At 65.0% G+C, this 16,012-nt stretch carries 14 protein-coding genes and 1 pseudogene; 14 read left to right on the top strand and 1 reads right to left on the bottom strand.

From position 1 onward, the window contains the following. The 14 genes and pseudogenes from FJZ36_13220 to FJZ36_13155 all read left to right on the top strand — a co-directional run bounded on the left by FJZ36_13220 (window position 1) and on the right by FJZ36_13155 (window position 14,814). Window positions 1-85 (top strand): annotated as a pseudogene (locus tag FJZ36_13220) (GIY-YIG nuclease family protein). 197 nt (window positions 86-282) lie between these two features. Further along, window positions 283-1,338, top strand: a complete 1,056-nt coding sequence (gene hprK, locus FJZ36_13215; protein ID MBM3215866.1) for an HPr(Ser) kinase/phosphatase — start codon at window positions 283-285, stop codon at window positions 1,336-1,338. 18 nt (window positions 1,339-1,356) lie between these two features. Further along, the gene (locus FJZ36_13210) at window positions 1,357-1,632 is read left to right on the top strand and encodes an HPr family phosphocarrier protein (protein MBM3215865.1); all 276 of its coding nucleotides are present in this window, start codon (window positions 1,357-1,359) and stop codon (window positions 1,630-1,632) included. A gap of 24 nt (window positions 1,633-1,656) precedes the next feature. After that, window positions 1,657-3,543 carry a phosphoenolpyruvate--protein phosphotransferase gene (ptsP, locus tag FJZ36_13205; GenBank protein MBM3215864.1) on the top strand — a complete coding sequence of 629 codons (1,887 nt, stop codon included), beginning with the start codon at window positions 1,657-1,659 and terminating at the stop codon, window positions 3,541-3,543. Between the two features lie 61 nt (window positions 3,544-3,604). Continuing rightward, the gene (locus FJZ36_13200; protein MBM3215863.1) at window positions 3,605-4,642 is read left to right on the top strand and encodes a hypothetical protein; all 1,038 of its coding nucleotides are present in this window, start codon (window positions 3,605-3,607) and stop codon (window positions 4,640-4,642) included. After that, complete coding sequence (locus FJZ36_13195; protein ID MBM3215862.1) at window positions 4,557-6,491, top strand: ABC transporter ATP-binding protein; 1,935 nt, start codon at window positions 4,557-4,559, stop codon at window positions 6,489-6,491. Before FJZ36_13200 ends, FJZ36_13195 begins: the two co-directional genes overlap by 86 nt. A gap of 35 nt (window positions 6,492-6,526) precedes the next feature. After that, complete coding sequence (locus FJZ36_13190; GenBank protein MBM3215861.1) at window positions 6,527-8,284, top strand: AAA family ATPase; 1,758 nt, start codon at window positions 6,527-6,529, stop codon at window positions 8,282-8,284. Window positions 8,285-8,502: 218 nt separating this feature from the next. Beyond that, entirely contained in the window at window positions 8,503-9,972 is a 1,470-nt protein-coding gene (locus FJZ36_13185) for a menaquinone biosynthesis decarboxylase (GenBank protein MBM3215860.1), read from the top strand. After that, the gene (ubiE, locus tag FJZ36_13180; protein MBM3215859.1) at window positions 9,897-10,703 is read left to right on the top strand and encodes a bifunctional demethylmenaquinone methyltransferase/2-methoxy-6-polyprenyl-1,4-benzoquinol methylase UbiE; all 807 of its coding nucleotides are present in this window, start codon (window positions 9,897-9,899) and stop codon (window positions 10,701-10,703) included. The genes FJZ36_13185 and ubiE overlap by 76 nt, the downstream gene beginning before the upstream one ends. Further along, on the top strand, window positions 10,700-11,296 hold the full coding sequence (locus FJZ36_13175; GenBank protein ID MBM3215858.1) for a UbiX family flavin prenyltransferase: 597 nt from the start codon (window positions 10,700-10,702) through the stop codon (window positions 11,294-11,296). Before ubiE ends, FJZ36_13175 begins: the two co-directional genes overlap by 4 nt. Further along, window positions 11,293-11,916 (top strand): N-acetyltransferase family protein, encoded by a 624-nt coding sequence (locus tag FJZ36_13170; protein MBM3215857.1) that lies wholly within the window; start codon window positions 11,293-11,295, stop codon window positions 11,914-11,916. The genes FJZ36_13175 and FJZ36_13170 overlap by 4 nt, the downstream gene beginning before the upstream one ends. A gap of 11 nt (window positions 11,917-11,927) precedes the next feature. Then, window positions 11,928-12,782: a 4-hydroxybenzoate octaprenyltransferase gene (locus FJZ36_13165; GenBank protein MBM3215856.1), complete on the top strand. Its 855-nt coding sequence runs from the start codon at window positions 11,928-11,930 to the stop codon at window positions 12,780-12,782. Continuing rightward, window positions 12,769-13,575: a menaquinone biosynthesis protein gene (locus tag FJZ36_13160; protein MBM3215855.1), complete on the top strand. Its 807-nt coding sequence runs from the start codon at window positions 12,769-12,771 to the stop codon at window positions 13,573-13,575. The genes FJZ36_13165 and FJZ36_13160 overlap by 14 nt, the downstream gene beginning before the upstream one ends. A 15-nt stretch (window positions 13,576-13,590) precedes the next feature. Further along, entirely contained in the window at window positions 13,591-14,814 is a 1,224-nt protein-coding gene (locus tag FJZ36_13155) for an amidohydrolase family protein (protein ID MBM3215854.1), read from the top strand. 112 nt (window positions 14,815-14,926) lie between these two features. Here FJZ36_13155 and FJZ36_13150 read toward each other — a convergent pair. Then, window positions 14,927-16,012: hypothetical protein (locus tag FJZ36_13150; protein MBM3215853.1), on the bottom strand; the 1,086-nt coding region annotated here is incomplete at its 5' end.

Raw genomic sequence — 16,012 nt, 5'->3', positions numbered from 1 at the left:
GAACCGGGCATGGAAGCTCGCGCTGATCGAGAAGATGAACCCCACATGGCGCGACTTGTGGTATGAGATGGTCGGCGACGATGCGGATGGAAATCCCTGCTCCGTCGGCTCTGACGCCGCACGTCACGTCGCGAAAACGTGAGGCAAGGAACCCTGGATTCCCGCTTGCGCGGGAATGACGTGAGACGATCCGGGAACGACGAGGCGTGAGCGGGATCGTGGCCCCCGCGTCATCGCTCGCGCTGTTGCCGTCGCTCCCGCGGAAGCGTGGGGCAATAGACTCTGGATTCCCGCTTGCGCGGGAATGACGTGAGACGATCCGGGAACGACAAGGGCAGAGCACCGACCTTGACCCCCACGCGTACGACCGTGCAGAAGTGGTTCCTGAGAATGCAGTACGAGCTCTCGCTCGAGCTCGTCAGCGGGGGGGAAGGGCTCGACCGGAAGCTGTCGTCGTCGCAGGTGACTCGACCCGGGCTCGCCCTGGCTGGCTACTTCCGGCACTTCGACTCCGAGCGGATCCAGGTCCTCGGACAGCAGGAGACGTCCTACCTGGACGACCTTTCACCGGCTCACCGGGAGCGCGTCTTCCGCGAGCTGCTGTCCTACCCGATCCCGTGTTTGGTCGTCACGAAGTCGCTGGCGATTTCCCCTGAACTCCTCGCCGAGAGCCAGCGCACGCGGACGCCCGTGTTCTCGACCCGCATGGCGACGGCGTCGTTCATCGCGCGGGCGATCCTCTTTCTCGAGGAGGAGTTCGGACCCTCGGAGGTCATCCACGCGAACCTGGTGGAGCTCTACGGGCTGGGCGTCCTCATCCGAGGCAAGAGCGGCATCGGCAAGAGCGAGTGCACGCTGGAGCTCCTCAAGCGGGGACATCGGTTCGTCGCCGATGACAGCGTGATCGTCAAGCACGTGACGGGTCATCGCGTCATCGGAACCGCTGCGCACCCGCTGAAGCACTACATGGAGGTGCGAGGCGTCGGGATCATCGACGTCGTCTCGCTGTTCGGCGTCACGGCGGTCCAAGCCTACAAGCGCGTGGGCATGGTCGCGACGCTGGAGACGTGGGACGAGAAACGCGCCTATGTCCGGACCGGCTTGGAGCAGGAGGAGTACGAACTGCTCGGGGAGACGCTGCCGCACGCGACGATCCCCGTCCATCCGGGGCGTAGCCCAGCGGTCGTCCTCGAAGTCGCGACGATGGACCTGCTCGCCCGCCGGATGGGTCACTTCGCCGCGCGAGAGTTCAACGACGCGCTCATCAAGCAGATGCAGTCCAGCACCCAGCCGACGGGCTACGAGTTCGGCGACTGGGACGATCAGTACGAGCTCTAGCCGCGCCGAGGAGCGGGCATGACGCAGACGGTCGAGCGCACGGTGGACGTTCGCAACTCGCGGGGGCTGCATCTCCACGTCGCCAGCCTCCTGGCGAACGCGGCGAACCAGTTCGAGTCCGATGTCTTCTTCGTGAAAGACGGTCTGCGAGTCAACGGCAAGAGCGTCATGAGCCTCACGCTCCTTGCCGCGACGGTCGGCACGTCGCTCTTGATGGTCGTCGAGGGAACCGACGCCGAACGCGCCGCGTCTGCCCTCGAAGCGCTCTTCGCCAGCCGGTTCGGAGTCGAGTAGGGATCGTCCGTAGGAATCCGCGTGATGTTTCCCCTGCTGTGGTCGAACGCCATGTGCGCCGCATCGGAGGAGGGTTCCGACGAGAGCGAGGAAGAGAGCTCCGTCGTCCTGAGCGGTATCGCCGCGTCGCCAGGCGTCGCCATGGGACCCGTGTTCCTCTACGCGCCGGATGATTGGGGCGTGCCGGAGACGAGCATCGATCCGGAGGAGTGCCCGAAGGAACTGGCTCGGTTCCGCAGCGCCGTCGAGCGCTCCCGCGACGCCATCCTGGAGCTTCGCGACCGCTTGGGTTTAGAGCAGGCGGACACGCCGGGCGGGTTCATCTTCCAAGCCCACACGTCCCTGCTGGACGATCCGCTCTTCCACGAACGCGTCGGCGACGAGATCCGCCGCAATCTGCGCTCCGCCGAGAGCGCGGTCGTCGCCTTCGCCGACCACATCACGGCAGCGTTCCGGGCGCTCGACGACCGGTTCTTCCAGGAGAAGGCGGCGGACGTCCAGGATGTCGTGCGGCACGTGCTCTACAACCTGCAGGAGAACCGGGCGACGAGCTCGCTGGCGGACCGTCTCGCGGATCGGGAGCCGTGCATCGTCTTGGCTCCGGCGCTGCTGCCGTCGGACACGCTCCTGCTGCCTCGCGAGCGCGTGCTGGGCTTCGCGACGGAGGGGGGAAGCCGCCTCAGCCATGTGTCGATCCTTGCGAACGCCCTCCAGATACCCGCCGCCGTCGGCTTGGGAACCGGAATCGAATCGGCGTACGACGGCGATCTGGCGATCTTGGACGGTGCCAACGGCTCGCTGATCCTTCGTCCGACGCCGGAGCAGATCGACGCGTATCACCGCAGCCGCGCCGACCGGGAGGCGTTCCAACTCGAACTCCACGAGGTTCTCGAAGAGGCTGCGGTCACGCTCGACGAGCAGACGATCCAACTTCTCGTCAACATCGAGCTGCCGGAGGAGTTGGACGCCTGCCGGCGTTACGGAGCCGACGGCGTTGGGCTCTACCGCACCGAGTACGGCTATCTCTATCGCGACGCGCTTCCGTCCGAGGACGAGCTCTACGAAGACTACCGGCGCGTCATCGAGCAGCAAGCGTCCCGCCTCGTGACGATCCGCACGATCGACCTGGGCGGCGACAAGGTCGCGCCGTTCCTGACCGAGGCGGAGGGGTTGGAGGACATCGCCCACCTGCGCGCCACCCGGCTCTGCCTGCGCCATCCGGAACTGTGGATGCCTCAGCTTCGCGCCATTTGGCGCGCGGCGCTCCACGGCGAGGTGCGGGTCATGTTCCCTCTGATTCCCGGTCTGTCGGAGCTCCGCGCCGCGAAACAAGCGGTCGCCGAAGCGCGCGCGGCGTTGGTGCGAGAAGGCATCCCGTGCGCGGAATCGTTGACGCTGGGCGTCATGATTGAACTTCCATCGGCGGTCGTCGTTTCGGACCTGTTGGCGCAGGAGGCGGACTTCTTCAGTATCGGGACCAACGATCTCATCCCGTACTCGCTGGGGATCGACCGGACGCACATGGACGTGACGATGGTCTCGGAGCCGTACCATCCGGGGATTCTGCGCTCGATCCGGCAGGTCGTTCAGGAGGCGGATCGGGCGGGAATCCCGGTGACCCTGTGCGGTGAGATGGCAGGGGACCCGTTCTGCGTGCTACCCTTGCTGGGTACGGGCATACGCAGCCTCAGCATGCATCCCGCGGCGATCCCGGAGATCAAGCGCATCATCCGCAACACGACGATCCCCGAGGCGCAGTCCCTCGCGAACAACCTGTTCCGCCTGCCAACGGCTCAGGCGGTCGATTACGAAGTGCACCGCTACATGGCGGACCGCTACGGGCATCTGCTGGCTCAAGCCGTCCCCGCTCCGGGTGCGTGGGCAGGCGACGACAGGGACGCAACCGGATGACGGTTCCCCAAGCACCGGAACCGCCCCATCGCCGCGCGGCGACCCATCGGGAGCGGATGCGATGAGCACAGGCATCGCAGGCGGCGAACCGCCCATCGCCTCTTTGGGCTATATCGACAGCCTGCAGCGCTGTCTGGAAGCCAGCGGCAGCGTCCACTCCAAGCCCTATCTGATGGGCATGTCGGGCGAGGCGTTCAAATTCTTCTATGACCGCGCGCGACCGTCGGAGAGCGTCTGGGTGTTCCTCAGCAACCCGCTGCGGAGCGCCAGCAGCGCCCTGGGATACCGCCACGTCATCGAGTTCTCGGAGTCTGCCGAGGGAGCCCGCGCCGCGCTGGACGCGCATTTCGAAGCGACCGGAAAACCGGCGATCCTTCCCTTTGGGCAGACCTTCCCGTTGGTGTACCCGGACCATCGTGTGGAACTCGACGGCGTCACGTCGGGCATGTCCGCGTCGGAGCTCATGGAGGCGTGGACGCCGGGCGAAGGGTTCCTCGAGCTGGGGCTTTACGGCTACTACTTCTTCGCGCTGCGGGAGCGGGATCGGGAACCCAAGGCGCGCGAAATCTACCTGGGCTCGTTCCGCCGCGCCATGAAGATCGCCAAAGCATACCGCCGCGTGCGCGGCTGCACGATCGGTCTCCAGGCGTACGACGAGCTCGCCGCCGTTCTGGCTGCCAAGCGCGACCTCGACCGCGTCACGCCGTCGGAGCCCTTCCGCATCGCGTCGTGGAACGGGCTCCCTTCTCGGCTCCTCCACGCGAACCGGCAGGCAGCCATTCTGTTCCTCCGCGACGCTCTCGGCGAGTTCTCGGCGGAGGAGGAGCAGAAGGCGGTTCTCAAAGCCGTCGGCTTCTACGAACGCACCGCCGCAGCCCTGGCGAAGGTGTTGACGTACCACCCGACTTTGGAAACAGACGACCCCACCAAACACGTCCTTCAGGGGGAACCTCGCGACCTCGGCAAGGCGGAATATCGTCGCTTCTTCCGCTCCTGCCGACGGGCATCCCTCTATGTCGAACGCGCCCGAAGCGCCGAGGACAAGGCGTGCGACGAGCTTCAGAACATCATCAATATCTCCGAAAAGACGAAGATGTGACGTCCTGCGACGGAGATACGGGACGATGAGCAAGCTATTCCGGCTCTACAAGTACGCCAAGCCGTACCGATTCCTCCTGATGTTCGGGTTCGCCCTGATCATTCTGGATGGGCTCTTCGGGACGGTGATGCCGCTCATCACGAAGTTCGTCATCGACGACGTGCTCCTCAAGCAGGCAACGTCCGAGACGCTGACGATCAGCCTGTTCGGCAAGCCCGTGTCGATGTCGCCGTCGGAATGGCTCCTCGCCGTCTTCGCGTTCATCATGGGGTTCAACGTCTTCACGGGCATCCTGTCGTTCGTGCGGACGTACGTGATGACCTGGACGAGCAACCGCGTCCTGTTCGACATGCGGAACGAGGTCTTCTCGCACCTGCAAGACCTGTCCATGCGGTTCTTCGACACGCAGGGCGTCGGGCAGATCATGTCGCGCGTGACGGGCGACGTGGGGAGCCTGAGCGGGCTCATCACGAACACGACGATCGGCATCGTGCGCGACCTCATCATGATGGTCTGGATGCTCGTCATCCTGTTCACGCAGAACTGGTTTCTGACGGTTCTCGCCCTGACGGTTCTGCCGCCGTACGTTCTGACGCATCACCTCTTCGTGTCGCGGATGAAGAAGATCTGGCGGCTGCTGCGCCACAAGTGGGCGGAGATTCACGGCGGGCTCTACGAGGCGGTCGCGGGCGCGAAGGTCGTCAAGGCGTTCAGCCAGGAGAAGCACGAGGAGCGCAAGGTCTTCCACTCGATGCGCCAGACGTACCAGTACCAGATCCGGCTGAACAACCTCTCGACGGGCATGAACTCGATCTTCGGGTTTCTGCAGCAGCTCGGGTCGGGACTCGTGCTCTGGTGGGGCGGGAACCTGGTGCTTCAGAACGCCGGCGTCGAAGGAGGCTTCACGCTGGGCGAGATGATCCTCTTTCAGAGCTATCTGGCGCGGATGTACGGGCCCATCATGAGCCTGGTGAACGTGAACACGACGATTCAGGACTCGATGATCTCGGCGGAGCGCGTCTTCGGGCTGCTCGACTCCGAGCCGACCGTGGAGGAGAAGCCCGACGCCTATCCGCTGCCGGAGATCGTCGGACGCGTGGCATTCGAGGACGTCCACTTCTCCTACGACCCCGAGAAGCCGGTTATCAAGGGCATCAGCTTCCAGGTGGAACCCGACGCGATGATCGCCCTCGTGGGCCCCAGCGGGTGCGGCAAGACGACCGTCATCAACCTGCTCGCCCGGTTCTACGACCCGACCGAAGGGGCGATCCGCATCGACGGTCACGATCTCCGCGACGTGACGATCAAGTCGATCCGCAACCAGATGGGCGTCGTGCTTCAGGACAACTTCCTGTTCAAGGGGAGCGTCGCGGACAACATCCGCTACGGGAACCTCGACGCGACGGATCAGCAGGTCGTCCAAGCCGCCATCGCGGCGAATGCGCACAAGTTCATCACGGAAGAGCTCGCCGAGGGGTATGAAACGGACGTCGGCGAGCGCGGTGGGCGCCTCTCCGGCGGGCAGAAGCAGCGCGTCGCCATCGCGCGGACGCTCCTGCGGAACCCGCGCGTGCTGATCCTCGACGAGGCGACCTCGGCGCTGGACACCGAATCCGAGGCGGCGATCCAGGAAGCCTTGGAGCGCCTGATGAAGGGTCGGACGACTTTCGTGATCGCCCACCGGCTCTCGACGGTCATGAAGGCGGACCGGATCATCGTCATGAAAGAGGGGATGATCGAGGAGTCCGGGTCGCACGCGGAACTGGTCGAGGCGGGGGGTATGTACGCGGAGATGTTCCGCAAGCAGTTTCGTATTCAGGAGCAGCAGGATTCGTGGCTGAAAGCGTGATCCCGCCGACGACGCTGACGTAACGAGGATCGCAGATGCTGACCAGAGTCCTCATCCGTAACTTCAAGCGGTTCGGCGAGGTAGAGGTCGAGCTAGGGAGCCGCGTCCTTCTCATCGGCCCCAATAATTCGGGCAAGACATCGGCATTGCAGGCGCTTGCGCTGTGGGAAATCGGACTGAGACGTTGGAACGAGAAGCGCGGCGACCAGGCGGTTCCAGAGAAGCGCCCTGGCGTGACGATCAACCGGCGTGATCTCATCGCCGTCCCCGTTCCCGATGCGAGCCTCCTCTGGCGGAATCTCCACGTTCGCGACGTACGCCGCACTGATGGCAAGCAGGTGACTCAGAACGTCCGTATCGACATTATCGTCGATGGCGTGACCAACGGCGAGATGTGGACCTGCGGACTGGAGTTCGACTACGCAAACGAGGAGTCCTTCTATTGTCGCCCGCTGCGTCTGCCCGGCAATGCCGGCAGAATGCCGATTCCTCCCGCGGCCGGGAGTGTCCGCATGGCGTTCTTGCCGCCGATGTCTGGCCTGACTGCCAACGAGACGCGGTTGGATCAAGGCGCGGTCAACGTGCGCATCGGTGAGGGCAGAACCGCGGAAGTGCTACGGAACCTCTGCTACGCGATCTTCGAACAGGACGAGCGCCGAGAACAGGACGAGCGTCGATGGCGGGAGCTCGCATTGAAGATTCAGCATGCGTTTGGTGTGGAGTTAGAGGACCCGGTCTATGTACCCGAACGCGGTGAAATCCGGATGGCTTACCGAGAGCGCGATATCCGGTTGGACCTCTCTTCGTCGGGCAGGGGGCTTCAGCAGACCCTTCTCGTTCTCGCCTACATGTATGCGAATCCGGGTTCGATTCTGCTCCTCGACGAGCCCGACGCCCACCTGGAGATTCTGCGTCAGCGAGACATCTATCAGTTGCTGACCGACGTCGCGCTTGAGAACGGCAACCAGATCATCGCGGCAAGCCATTCGGAAGTACTGCTGAACGAGGCGGCATCGCAGGATGTCGTCGTCGCCTTCGTCGGCAAACCGCACCGGATCAACGATCGAGGGAGCCAGCTATCCAAGGCTCTCCGGGATATCCCGTGGGAGGACTACTACCTCGCCGAAGCGACGGGATGGGTGCTCTATCTTGAGGGCTCCACAGACCTTGCCATTCTGCGGGCGTTCGCCAGAAGATTACCGCATCCGCAAGCTGAGCAAGCGCTGGAACGCCCTTTCGTCCACTACGTCGGCAATCAGCCGGTGAAGGTGTTGGAGCACTTCCACGGGCTTCGCGAGGCGGTTCCAAGTCTAAAGTGGATTGCGCTGTTTGACCGACTGGAGCAAGGGCTTCCGGACGGGCTCGGCGCGGGAGCACTCGTCTGGCGGCGGAGGGAGATCGAGAACTATCTCTGCCATCCGGACGCGCTGCTGAGCTACGCGCGCGGTTCCGCTGAACGGGATGCGCCGGGTCCGCTCTTCTATGCTTCGGAAGCCGCTCGGCGCGTCGAAGTGATGGAAGAAGTGGTTCGAGACCTCGAATCCGCGGCGGCATTCGACCAGCGGAAGCCGTCACCGTGGTCGGACCAAGCGAAAGCCAGTGACGACGTCCTCATCCCAGTGTTTGATCAGTTCTTCCGCAGACTCCAACTGCCGAACGCCATGGGAAAGGGCAGCTTCCACGAGCTCGTCCAGCACGTTCCCGATGACCAAATCGACCCAGAGGTCACCGAAAAGCTCGACGTGATCGCACGCGTCGCGATGTCAGCTCTGCCACCCGATATGGACGGTTAACCAGACCCGCCCTACCTCGTCAGCAGGTCCATCAACGACAGCGGGATCGTCTGCGATGCCACGCCCAGCGTCGCCTGAAGAGCCGCTTGCCGAAGCAGAGAGCGCTCCGCGTCGTCTCGGCTCCCGTCGGCGCGCGTTTTGTCTTCGAGAGTGGCATCGGGTATAGTTCGGCGTGGACGTCCGACCCCGCACCGGCTGGCACAACGCCGTGGAACCCGATGGCAACTGCGAATCTCCGTGAGTTCGTGGCCGACCTGGAGCGCCGAGGCGAGCTGAAGCGCATCCGAACGCAGGTCTCACCCCACCTAGAGATCACGGAGATCACCGACCGCGTCACGAAGGCGGGCGGCCCCGCGCTTCTCTTCGAGAAGGTCGAGGGGTCGTCCTTCCCGCTGCTCATCAACACCTACGGCTCCTATCGGCGCATGTCGGCGGCGCTTGGCGTGTCGGACATCAGCGACATCGCCCGCGAGATCGAAGAGCTCATCCAGCTTTCTCCCCCGCAGAACTTCCTCGACAAGCTGCGCATCGTCGGGCTGCTGGCGAAGGTCGCCAAGTTCCCGCCGAAGACCGTCAAGAGCGGACCCTGCCAGGACGTCGTCCTGACGGGCGACCAGGTCGATCTGACGAAACTGCCGGTCATCACCTGCTGGCCCGAAGACGGCGGACCCTACATCACACTGGGACAGGTCTACACGAAGAGCCTATCGACCGGCTCCCGGAACGTCGGGCTCTACCGCGTCCAGGTGTTCGGACCGAACAGCGCGGCGATGCATTGGCACATGCACCACGACGGCGCGAGCCACTACCGCGAATACGCGCGCGCGGGCAAGCGAATGCCGATCGCCGTCGCCATCGGAGGCGACCCGACGCTAGCGTACGCCGCGACGGCTCCGCTGCCTTCTGCCGTCGATGAGCTCCTCTTCGCCGGGTTCCTGCGCAAGGATCACGTGCCCATTGTCCGAGCCGCGACGCTAACGACCGAGAACGGCTACGACGTGGACATCGAGGTGCCCGCCGAAGCGGAGTTCGTCATCGAAGGCTACCTGGAATCCAACGAGCTCGTCACCGAGGGGCCCTTCGGCGATCACACGGGGTTCTACTCGCTCGCCGACCAGTACCCGGCGTTCCACATCACGGCGATCACGCACCGGAAGGACCCGATCTACCAGACGACTATCGTCGGGAAGCCGCCTCAAGAGGACTACTACCTCGGCAAGGCGACCGAGCGCATCTTTATGCCGCTCATCCGAACGCAGATCCCCGAGATCGTCGATATGAACCTGCCCATCTTCGGCGTGTTCCACAACTTCGTCTTCGTCGCCATCGACAAGCAGTACCCGTGGCACGCGAAGAAGGTGATGCACTCGTTCTGGGGCTTGGGTCAGCTCATGTTCTCGAAGATCATCGTCGTCGTGGACAAGCACGTGAACGTCCAGGACCCCGACGACGTGTGGTTCCACGTGGGCAGCAACGTCGATCCCCGCCGCGATATCTCGTTCGCCGACGGGCCCGTGGACATCCTCGACCACGCGTCGCCCCGGCTGGGAATCGGCTCGAAGATGGGCATCGACGCGACGGAGAAGTGGGCGAGCGAGGGCTTCGACCGCGAATGGCCCCGCGAGATCGTCATGTCCGACGCCATCCGCAACCTCGTGGATCGCCGCTGGAAGGAATACGGGCTGTGACCCGTCCCGACCCGCTTCCGCCTCCGAGCGACAAGGAGGCGTACGTCCACGCGATCTTCTCCGACATCGCGCCCCGGTACGACTTCCTCAACTCCCTGCTCAGCCTCCGATTCGACCGGCGTTGGCGCAAAGCCGCCGCGCGCATGGCTCGCGTGTCCAAAGGCAGTGCCATCCTCGACATCTGCTGCGGAACCGGCGAGCTCGCGTTCGCCCTGAGCGACGCGGCGGGAGGCGGGCCCGTCATAGCCTCGGACTTCGTGCAGGAGATGCTCGTCCTGGGGCGCGAGAAGGCGGCTCGGAGGAACTGTCCGCAGGCTTTCATCCCAGTGCTGGCGAACGCGCTGTCGCTGCCGTTCCCGGACGGGTCGTTCGACGCCGTGACGGTGGCGTTCGGGATTCGGAACGTGTCGGACATCGCGGGCGGGCTCGCCGAGATGGCGCGGGTCGCCAAGCCGGGCGGCCGGGTCGTCGTTCTCGACTTCACGCAGCCTCGGTCGCGGCTCTTCCGGTCGCTCTACTACTTCTACTTCCGGCGTATCCTGCCGCGCGTCGGGAACACGATCTCCAAGAACCGCGATGCAGCCTACTCGTACCTGCCGGCGTCGGTTCTCGCGTTCCCGGATGTGGAGGGGTTCGCAGCGCTGATGCGTTCGACGAGTTTGACGAACGTCCGTTACCGGACGTTGACGCTGGGCATCGTCGCGGTGCACGTCGGGGAGAAAGCGGCATGACGAAGCGGCTCGTCGTCGGCATCACAGGAGCGAGCGGGGTCGTCTACGCCCAACGGGCGATCCAACTACTCGCCGGGGGCGATGTCGAGGTGCATCTGACGATCTCCGAGTCCGCAGGCGTCGTCCTCTGGCGCGAGCAGGGCATCCGCGTCGATCTGTCGCCGGAGGGGTTCCGCCTGAGCGATCTCATCGGAACCGACGCGCCGAACGTCGTCTATCATTACGTCAAGAACGTCGCCGCGCCCATCGCGAGCGGCTCGTTCCGCACGATGGGCATGATGGTCGTCCCGGCGAGCACGGGAACCTGCGGAGCGCTCGCCAACGGCATGGCGACGAACCTGATCCATCGCGCCGCCGAGGTGTGCCTCAAGGAGCGGCGCAAGCTCGTCCTGGTTCCACGCGAGACGCCGTTGAGCACGATTCATATCGAGAACCTGCTCAAGCTCTCGCAGGCAGGCGCAGTGGTTCTGCCGGCGATGCCGGGCTTCTACCATCAGCCAAAGACGCTTGCCGATCAGGTCGATTTCGTCGTGACGAAGCTCTTCGATCAGTTCGACATGGACATGGGGCTCATTGAGCGGTGGCAGGGATGACGATGGGCGAGACGGCGCGGATACGGCTCGCAGAGGACGCCGACGTCGAGGCGATGCTGGCGATCTACACGCCGTTCGTCCGCGACAACGCCGTGTCGTTCGAGTACGACGTACCCAGCCTCGACGTCTTCCGCGAGCGCATCCGCGCCACGCTCGAAGCGATGCCGTGGCTCGTCTGCGACGTGGACGGCGACGTCGCTGGGTACGCCTATGCGTCACGGTTCCGGTCGCGCATCGCCTATCAGTGGACGGTCGAGACGACGGTCTATATCGACAGCGCGTATCGTCGGTGCGGGATCGCGCGCTCTCTCTACACGTCGCTCTTCGAGTGCCTGCGGGTGCAGGGCTACGCGAACGCCGTCGCCGTCATCTCCCTGCCAAACCCGGCGAGCGTCGCGTTCCACGAAGCCCTGGGGTTCGTCCGGGCGGGGATCATCCCGGCGGCTGGGTTCAAACACGGGCGGTGGGTGGATGTGGGCTACTGGTCGGTTCCACTGACGCCGGGCGGCGGGAGCCCGGAGCCGCTCCTTTCCGTCGGCGACGCGGCTCGCTCGGCCGAATGGGCTGCCGCGCTGTCCAAGGGCGAGGGGCTCATCGACTTCGCGAATCAGGAGCGCTGATGCTGCGCCAGATGCGGATCATCCTGGAAATGATCAAGTTCGAGCACACGCTCTTCGCTCTGCCGTTCGCCGTGATGAGCGCGTTCCTCGCGGCGCGGGGCGTGCCATCGCTCGACAAGCTCTTCTGGATCCTCGTCGCGATGGTCGGCGCGCGGAGCTGCGCGATGGCGTTCAACCGCCTCGCCGACGCCCGCTACGACGCCGAGAACCCCCGGACGAAGATGCGCGCGGTCCCCGCTGGGCTCGTCAGCAGACGCGCCGTGTGGGTCTTCACGGTCGTATCGGGAGCGCTGTTGATCGTTGCAGCATGGCGACTGAACCCGCTGGCGTTCGCGCTATCGCCGGTGGCTCTGGCGACGATCATGGGCTACTCGCTCTCGAAGCGGTTCACGTCGCTGTCGCACGCTTGGCTGGGGCTGTCGCTCGCCATCGCGCCGGTCGGTGCGTGGATCGCCGTTCGGGGCAGATTCGACGTTCTGCCGCTGCTCCTGGCGGCGATCGTGCTCCTTTGGGTATCGGGCTTCGACATCATCTACGCGTGCCAAGACGTCGAGTTCGACCGCGCGAGACGCCTGCGGTCGGTTCCGGCGCGGATGGGAGTCCGGGGCGCGCTCGTAGTGTCCACGTGGCTGCACGTCGTCATGTTCGGGCTTCTGGCGAGCCTGCCGATGGTCGCTGCCTCCCAGGATGTCCGGCTGGGACTGCCCTATGGAATCGGCATCCTGCTCGTCGCGGCGCTGCTGGTCTACGAGCACGCGATCGTGAAGCCGCATGACCTCTCGCGCGTCAACGCGGCGTTCTTCACGCTGAACGGCGCGATCAGCCTCGTCCTGATGGGGGTCTGCATCGTCGATGTCGTCTTCTGAGCCGACGATCCGCATCGGCACGGTGGGTTATCTGAACTCGGTTCCCCTAACGGAGGGACTGGACGGGAAGCCCGGCGTCGAGCTCTGCCGAGGCGTTCCGAGCGCGCTGGCGGACGATCTGGTGGCGGGGAGGATCGATGTCGGGCTGGTTCCGACCATCGAGGTGTTCCGCCATCCGGGGTTCCGCATCGTGCCGGGCATCTCGCTAGCGTGCGAGGGACCCGTCTGGACTGTCGCGCTCTTCTGCCGCGTGGCGCCGGAGCAGGCTCGAACCGTCGCGCTCGACGTGAGCTCGCGGACATCGGCGGCATTGACGCGGATCGCCTACCGCGAGGTGTTCCACACGGACCCGGAGTTCGTACCGACGCTGCCCGTTGCTGACGTGCGTTCCATCGACGCCGACGCGGTGCTGCTCATCGGCGACCCCGTCTTCCGGCAGAACGCGCCGGACTTCCGGATCGTCGACCTGGGCGAGCTCTGGAACCGTTGGACAGGGCTGCCGTTCGTCTTCGCCGTCTGGGCGGCTCGTACGGACGCGCCGCACGCCCGGGTCATCGGATTGCTCAACCAAGCGAAGCGCGAGGGCATGGCGCATCTGTCGCAGATCGCCGCGCGGGAGTGCGTGGCTCGGCGGCTCGACCCGGCGCTCTGCCGTGCTTACCTGAGCGAGCGCATGCGGTACGACCTGACGCCGCGCCATCTGGAGGGCATGCGCCGGTTCCTGCGCCTTGCCAGCGATGTCGGCATCCTCAGTGAGCCCGACGATCCGTCCGACCTTCTCCTACCGGTTTGACCTCTGGAGCCCCGGATGATCCTGCGCGCCAAGTACGTCATGCCCAGCAGCCACGAGGTGTTCCACAACGGAGCCGTCGCCATCGACGGGGACGAGATCGTCGAGGTGGGAACCTTCGACTCGATCCGCCGCACTCGAAATGGCTCCATCGAGGACCTGGGCGAGATCGCCCTGCTGCCGGGGTTCATCAACGCGCATGTGCATCTCGACTTCGGCACGCTGGCGGGCAAGATTCCGCCGCCGGGGTCGTTCACGTCGTGGGTGCGGGAGGTGCGTCGGCTCCGTGCCGACGAACGACCCGAAGACGTCGAGCGCGCCATCGCCGACGGGGCGCGGGAATCTTTGACGGGCGGCGCGACGACGGTCGTCGACCACTCGCACACGGGTCTGTCGGCTCGCGTGTTGAGGGATTCGCCGATCCGCAAGCTCGTCCACTTCGAGCTGATCGGGTTCAGCGCGGCGCGGGCGGAGGGCTCGCTGAGACAGCTCGATGAGCAGGCTGGGTCGGTGGAACCAAAGCTGACGCTGGGGTTGGCTCCCCACGCGCCGTATTCGACCTCGGACGCGCTCTACGGTGAGTGCCTGCGGCGGTCGAAGGCGCACGGGTACCCGCTGTCGTCGCACGTTGCGGAGACGGTCGAGGAGGAGGAGTTCACGCGGTCGGGCACGGGTCCGTTCCGCGAGCTCTTGGAGGACTTCGGCATCTCGCTCGACGGCTGGACGCCGCCGGGCGTGACGCCGGTTCAGCACCTGCATCGGCTGGGGTGGTTCGACCGGTCGCCGCTACTGGTTCACGGCAACTACATCCGCAACGAGGACATCCCGATCCTGCGCGACCTGAACATCACGGTCGTGTACTGCCCGCGCAGCCATGCCTATTTCGGGCACGAGTCCCATCCGTTCGAGAAGCTGTTCGCTTTGGGCGTGAACGTCGCCGTCGGGACGGACAGCCTCGCAAGCTGCCCATCGCTGAGCATGCTCGACGAGCTCAAGTTCATGTACGGTCGGCATCGGCACGTGTCGCCGGAGCGCGTTCTGACGTTCGCGATGCTCAACGGGGCGAAGAGCCTCAAGGTGAACGCGAAGATCGGCGGGCTGCGCTCGGGCTGGAAGGCGGACCTAGTGGGCATCTCGCTGCCATCCGGCGGGAGCCGGATCGCGGAGCGGATCCTCGCGGACGAATCCGCTGTGGCGTTCACCATGGTGGGCGGGGAGGTCGGCTATCGGTCGAGTGCGTAGGGCTCGGCGCGAGGGCGGGAATGACGGAGCCGTGATGGCGGTTGTAGGGGCGGGTCTCAGACCCGCCCCTACGGCGTGTGCCTCTCGGAGAGTCGGTGCTTTCCGGGTTGCGCTACCCCAGCCGGATGACGATGTTGGTAATATCGTCCCCGTCCACTTCCTTGCCGTTGATCTCTTCGAAGCCGTCGTAGAATCGGCAGAACGCCCTCGCCGCGTCCAGCAGAGCGTGGGTGATCTGCTCGGGCGTCTCGTGGGCGTGCGCCTCGATGAACTCGCGGAGGCGTTCGTCGCCGAACTCCTGGTCGCGGTCGACGTCTTCGGCTCCCTCCGGGCAGTAGGGCGCTTCGATGATCCCATCCGAGTAGAAGATCAGCAGATCGCCGTCCTCGTAGGTGATCTCTTCGGAGGTGTACTGCGCACCTTGCATAATGCCCAGTTGGAACGTCTGCGATTCCAGCGCGACGAACTCGCCGTTCTTCATCCGGTAGAGGTACGGATGCGACTGCTGCCCGGCGTTCGTGTAGCGAATCGTGTGCTTCTCACGGTCGATGAGGCAGCAGACGAAGGTCATGAACATCGTCGCGCTGAAGATGTACGACGTGATGTTGTTGATCGCCGCCGTGATCTTCTCGACGGAGGGCTCCGTCTCGATCTGCGTGAAGGACGCGCTCTTAGCGAGCAGCATCTCCAGCCCGGCGTTCAGTCCGTGACCCGTCGAGTCCCCCATGATGACGATCATCTGGTTCGGGTTGTCCGGGAACTGGATGAAGTCGTAGTAATCGCCGCTGACGCCGCGCGCGCCTTTGAACGAGACGTAGAACTCGGTCTTGCCGAACTCCGGGTTGTTGTCGCGGGGCAGCGCGAGGTCCTGGGTTTCTTTGGCGCGTCGGATCTCGCCTTCGGCGCGTTCTGCCGCGACCGCGTTCTCAACGGCGCTCTTCGTCGTGTTGCGGAGCCGGTTCTGCTGGACGGTCGAGATGTTCTTGATGAGCGCCATACCGGCGTCGGGTGCGCGCCGGAACGTGTCGGCGTAGGCGTCGCGCGTGTAGGTGAGAAGCGTCGTCTCACCGCCGGTGATGAGGTCGGTGCTGCGAGGGCTCCCGTCGAGGATCGCCATTTCGCCGACGACCTGCCCGGCGGGCAGCGCGACGATCTCCTGCCCCTGCGAGCAGACCCGGATGGCTCCCTCGCAGATGAC

This window comes from Candidatus Poribacteria bacterium (assembly GCA_016866785.1).
Classification (GTDB): Bacteria; Poribacteria; WGA-4E.
The sequence above is the reverse complement of the archived record's forward strand: the minus strand, read 5'-3'. Positions and strand labels throughout refer to the sequence as shown.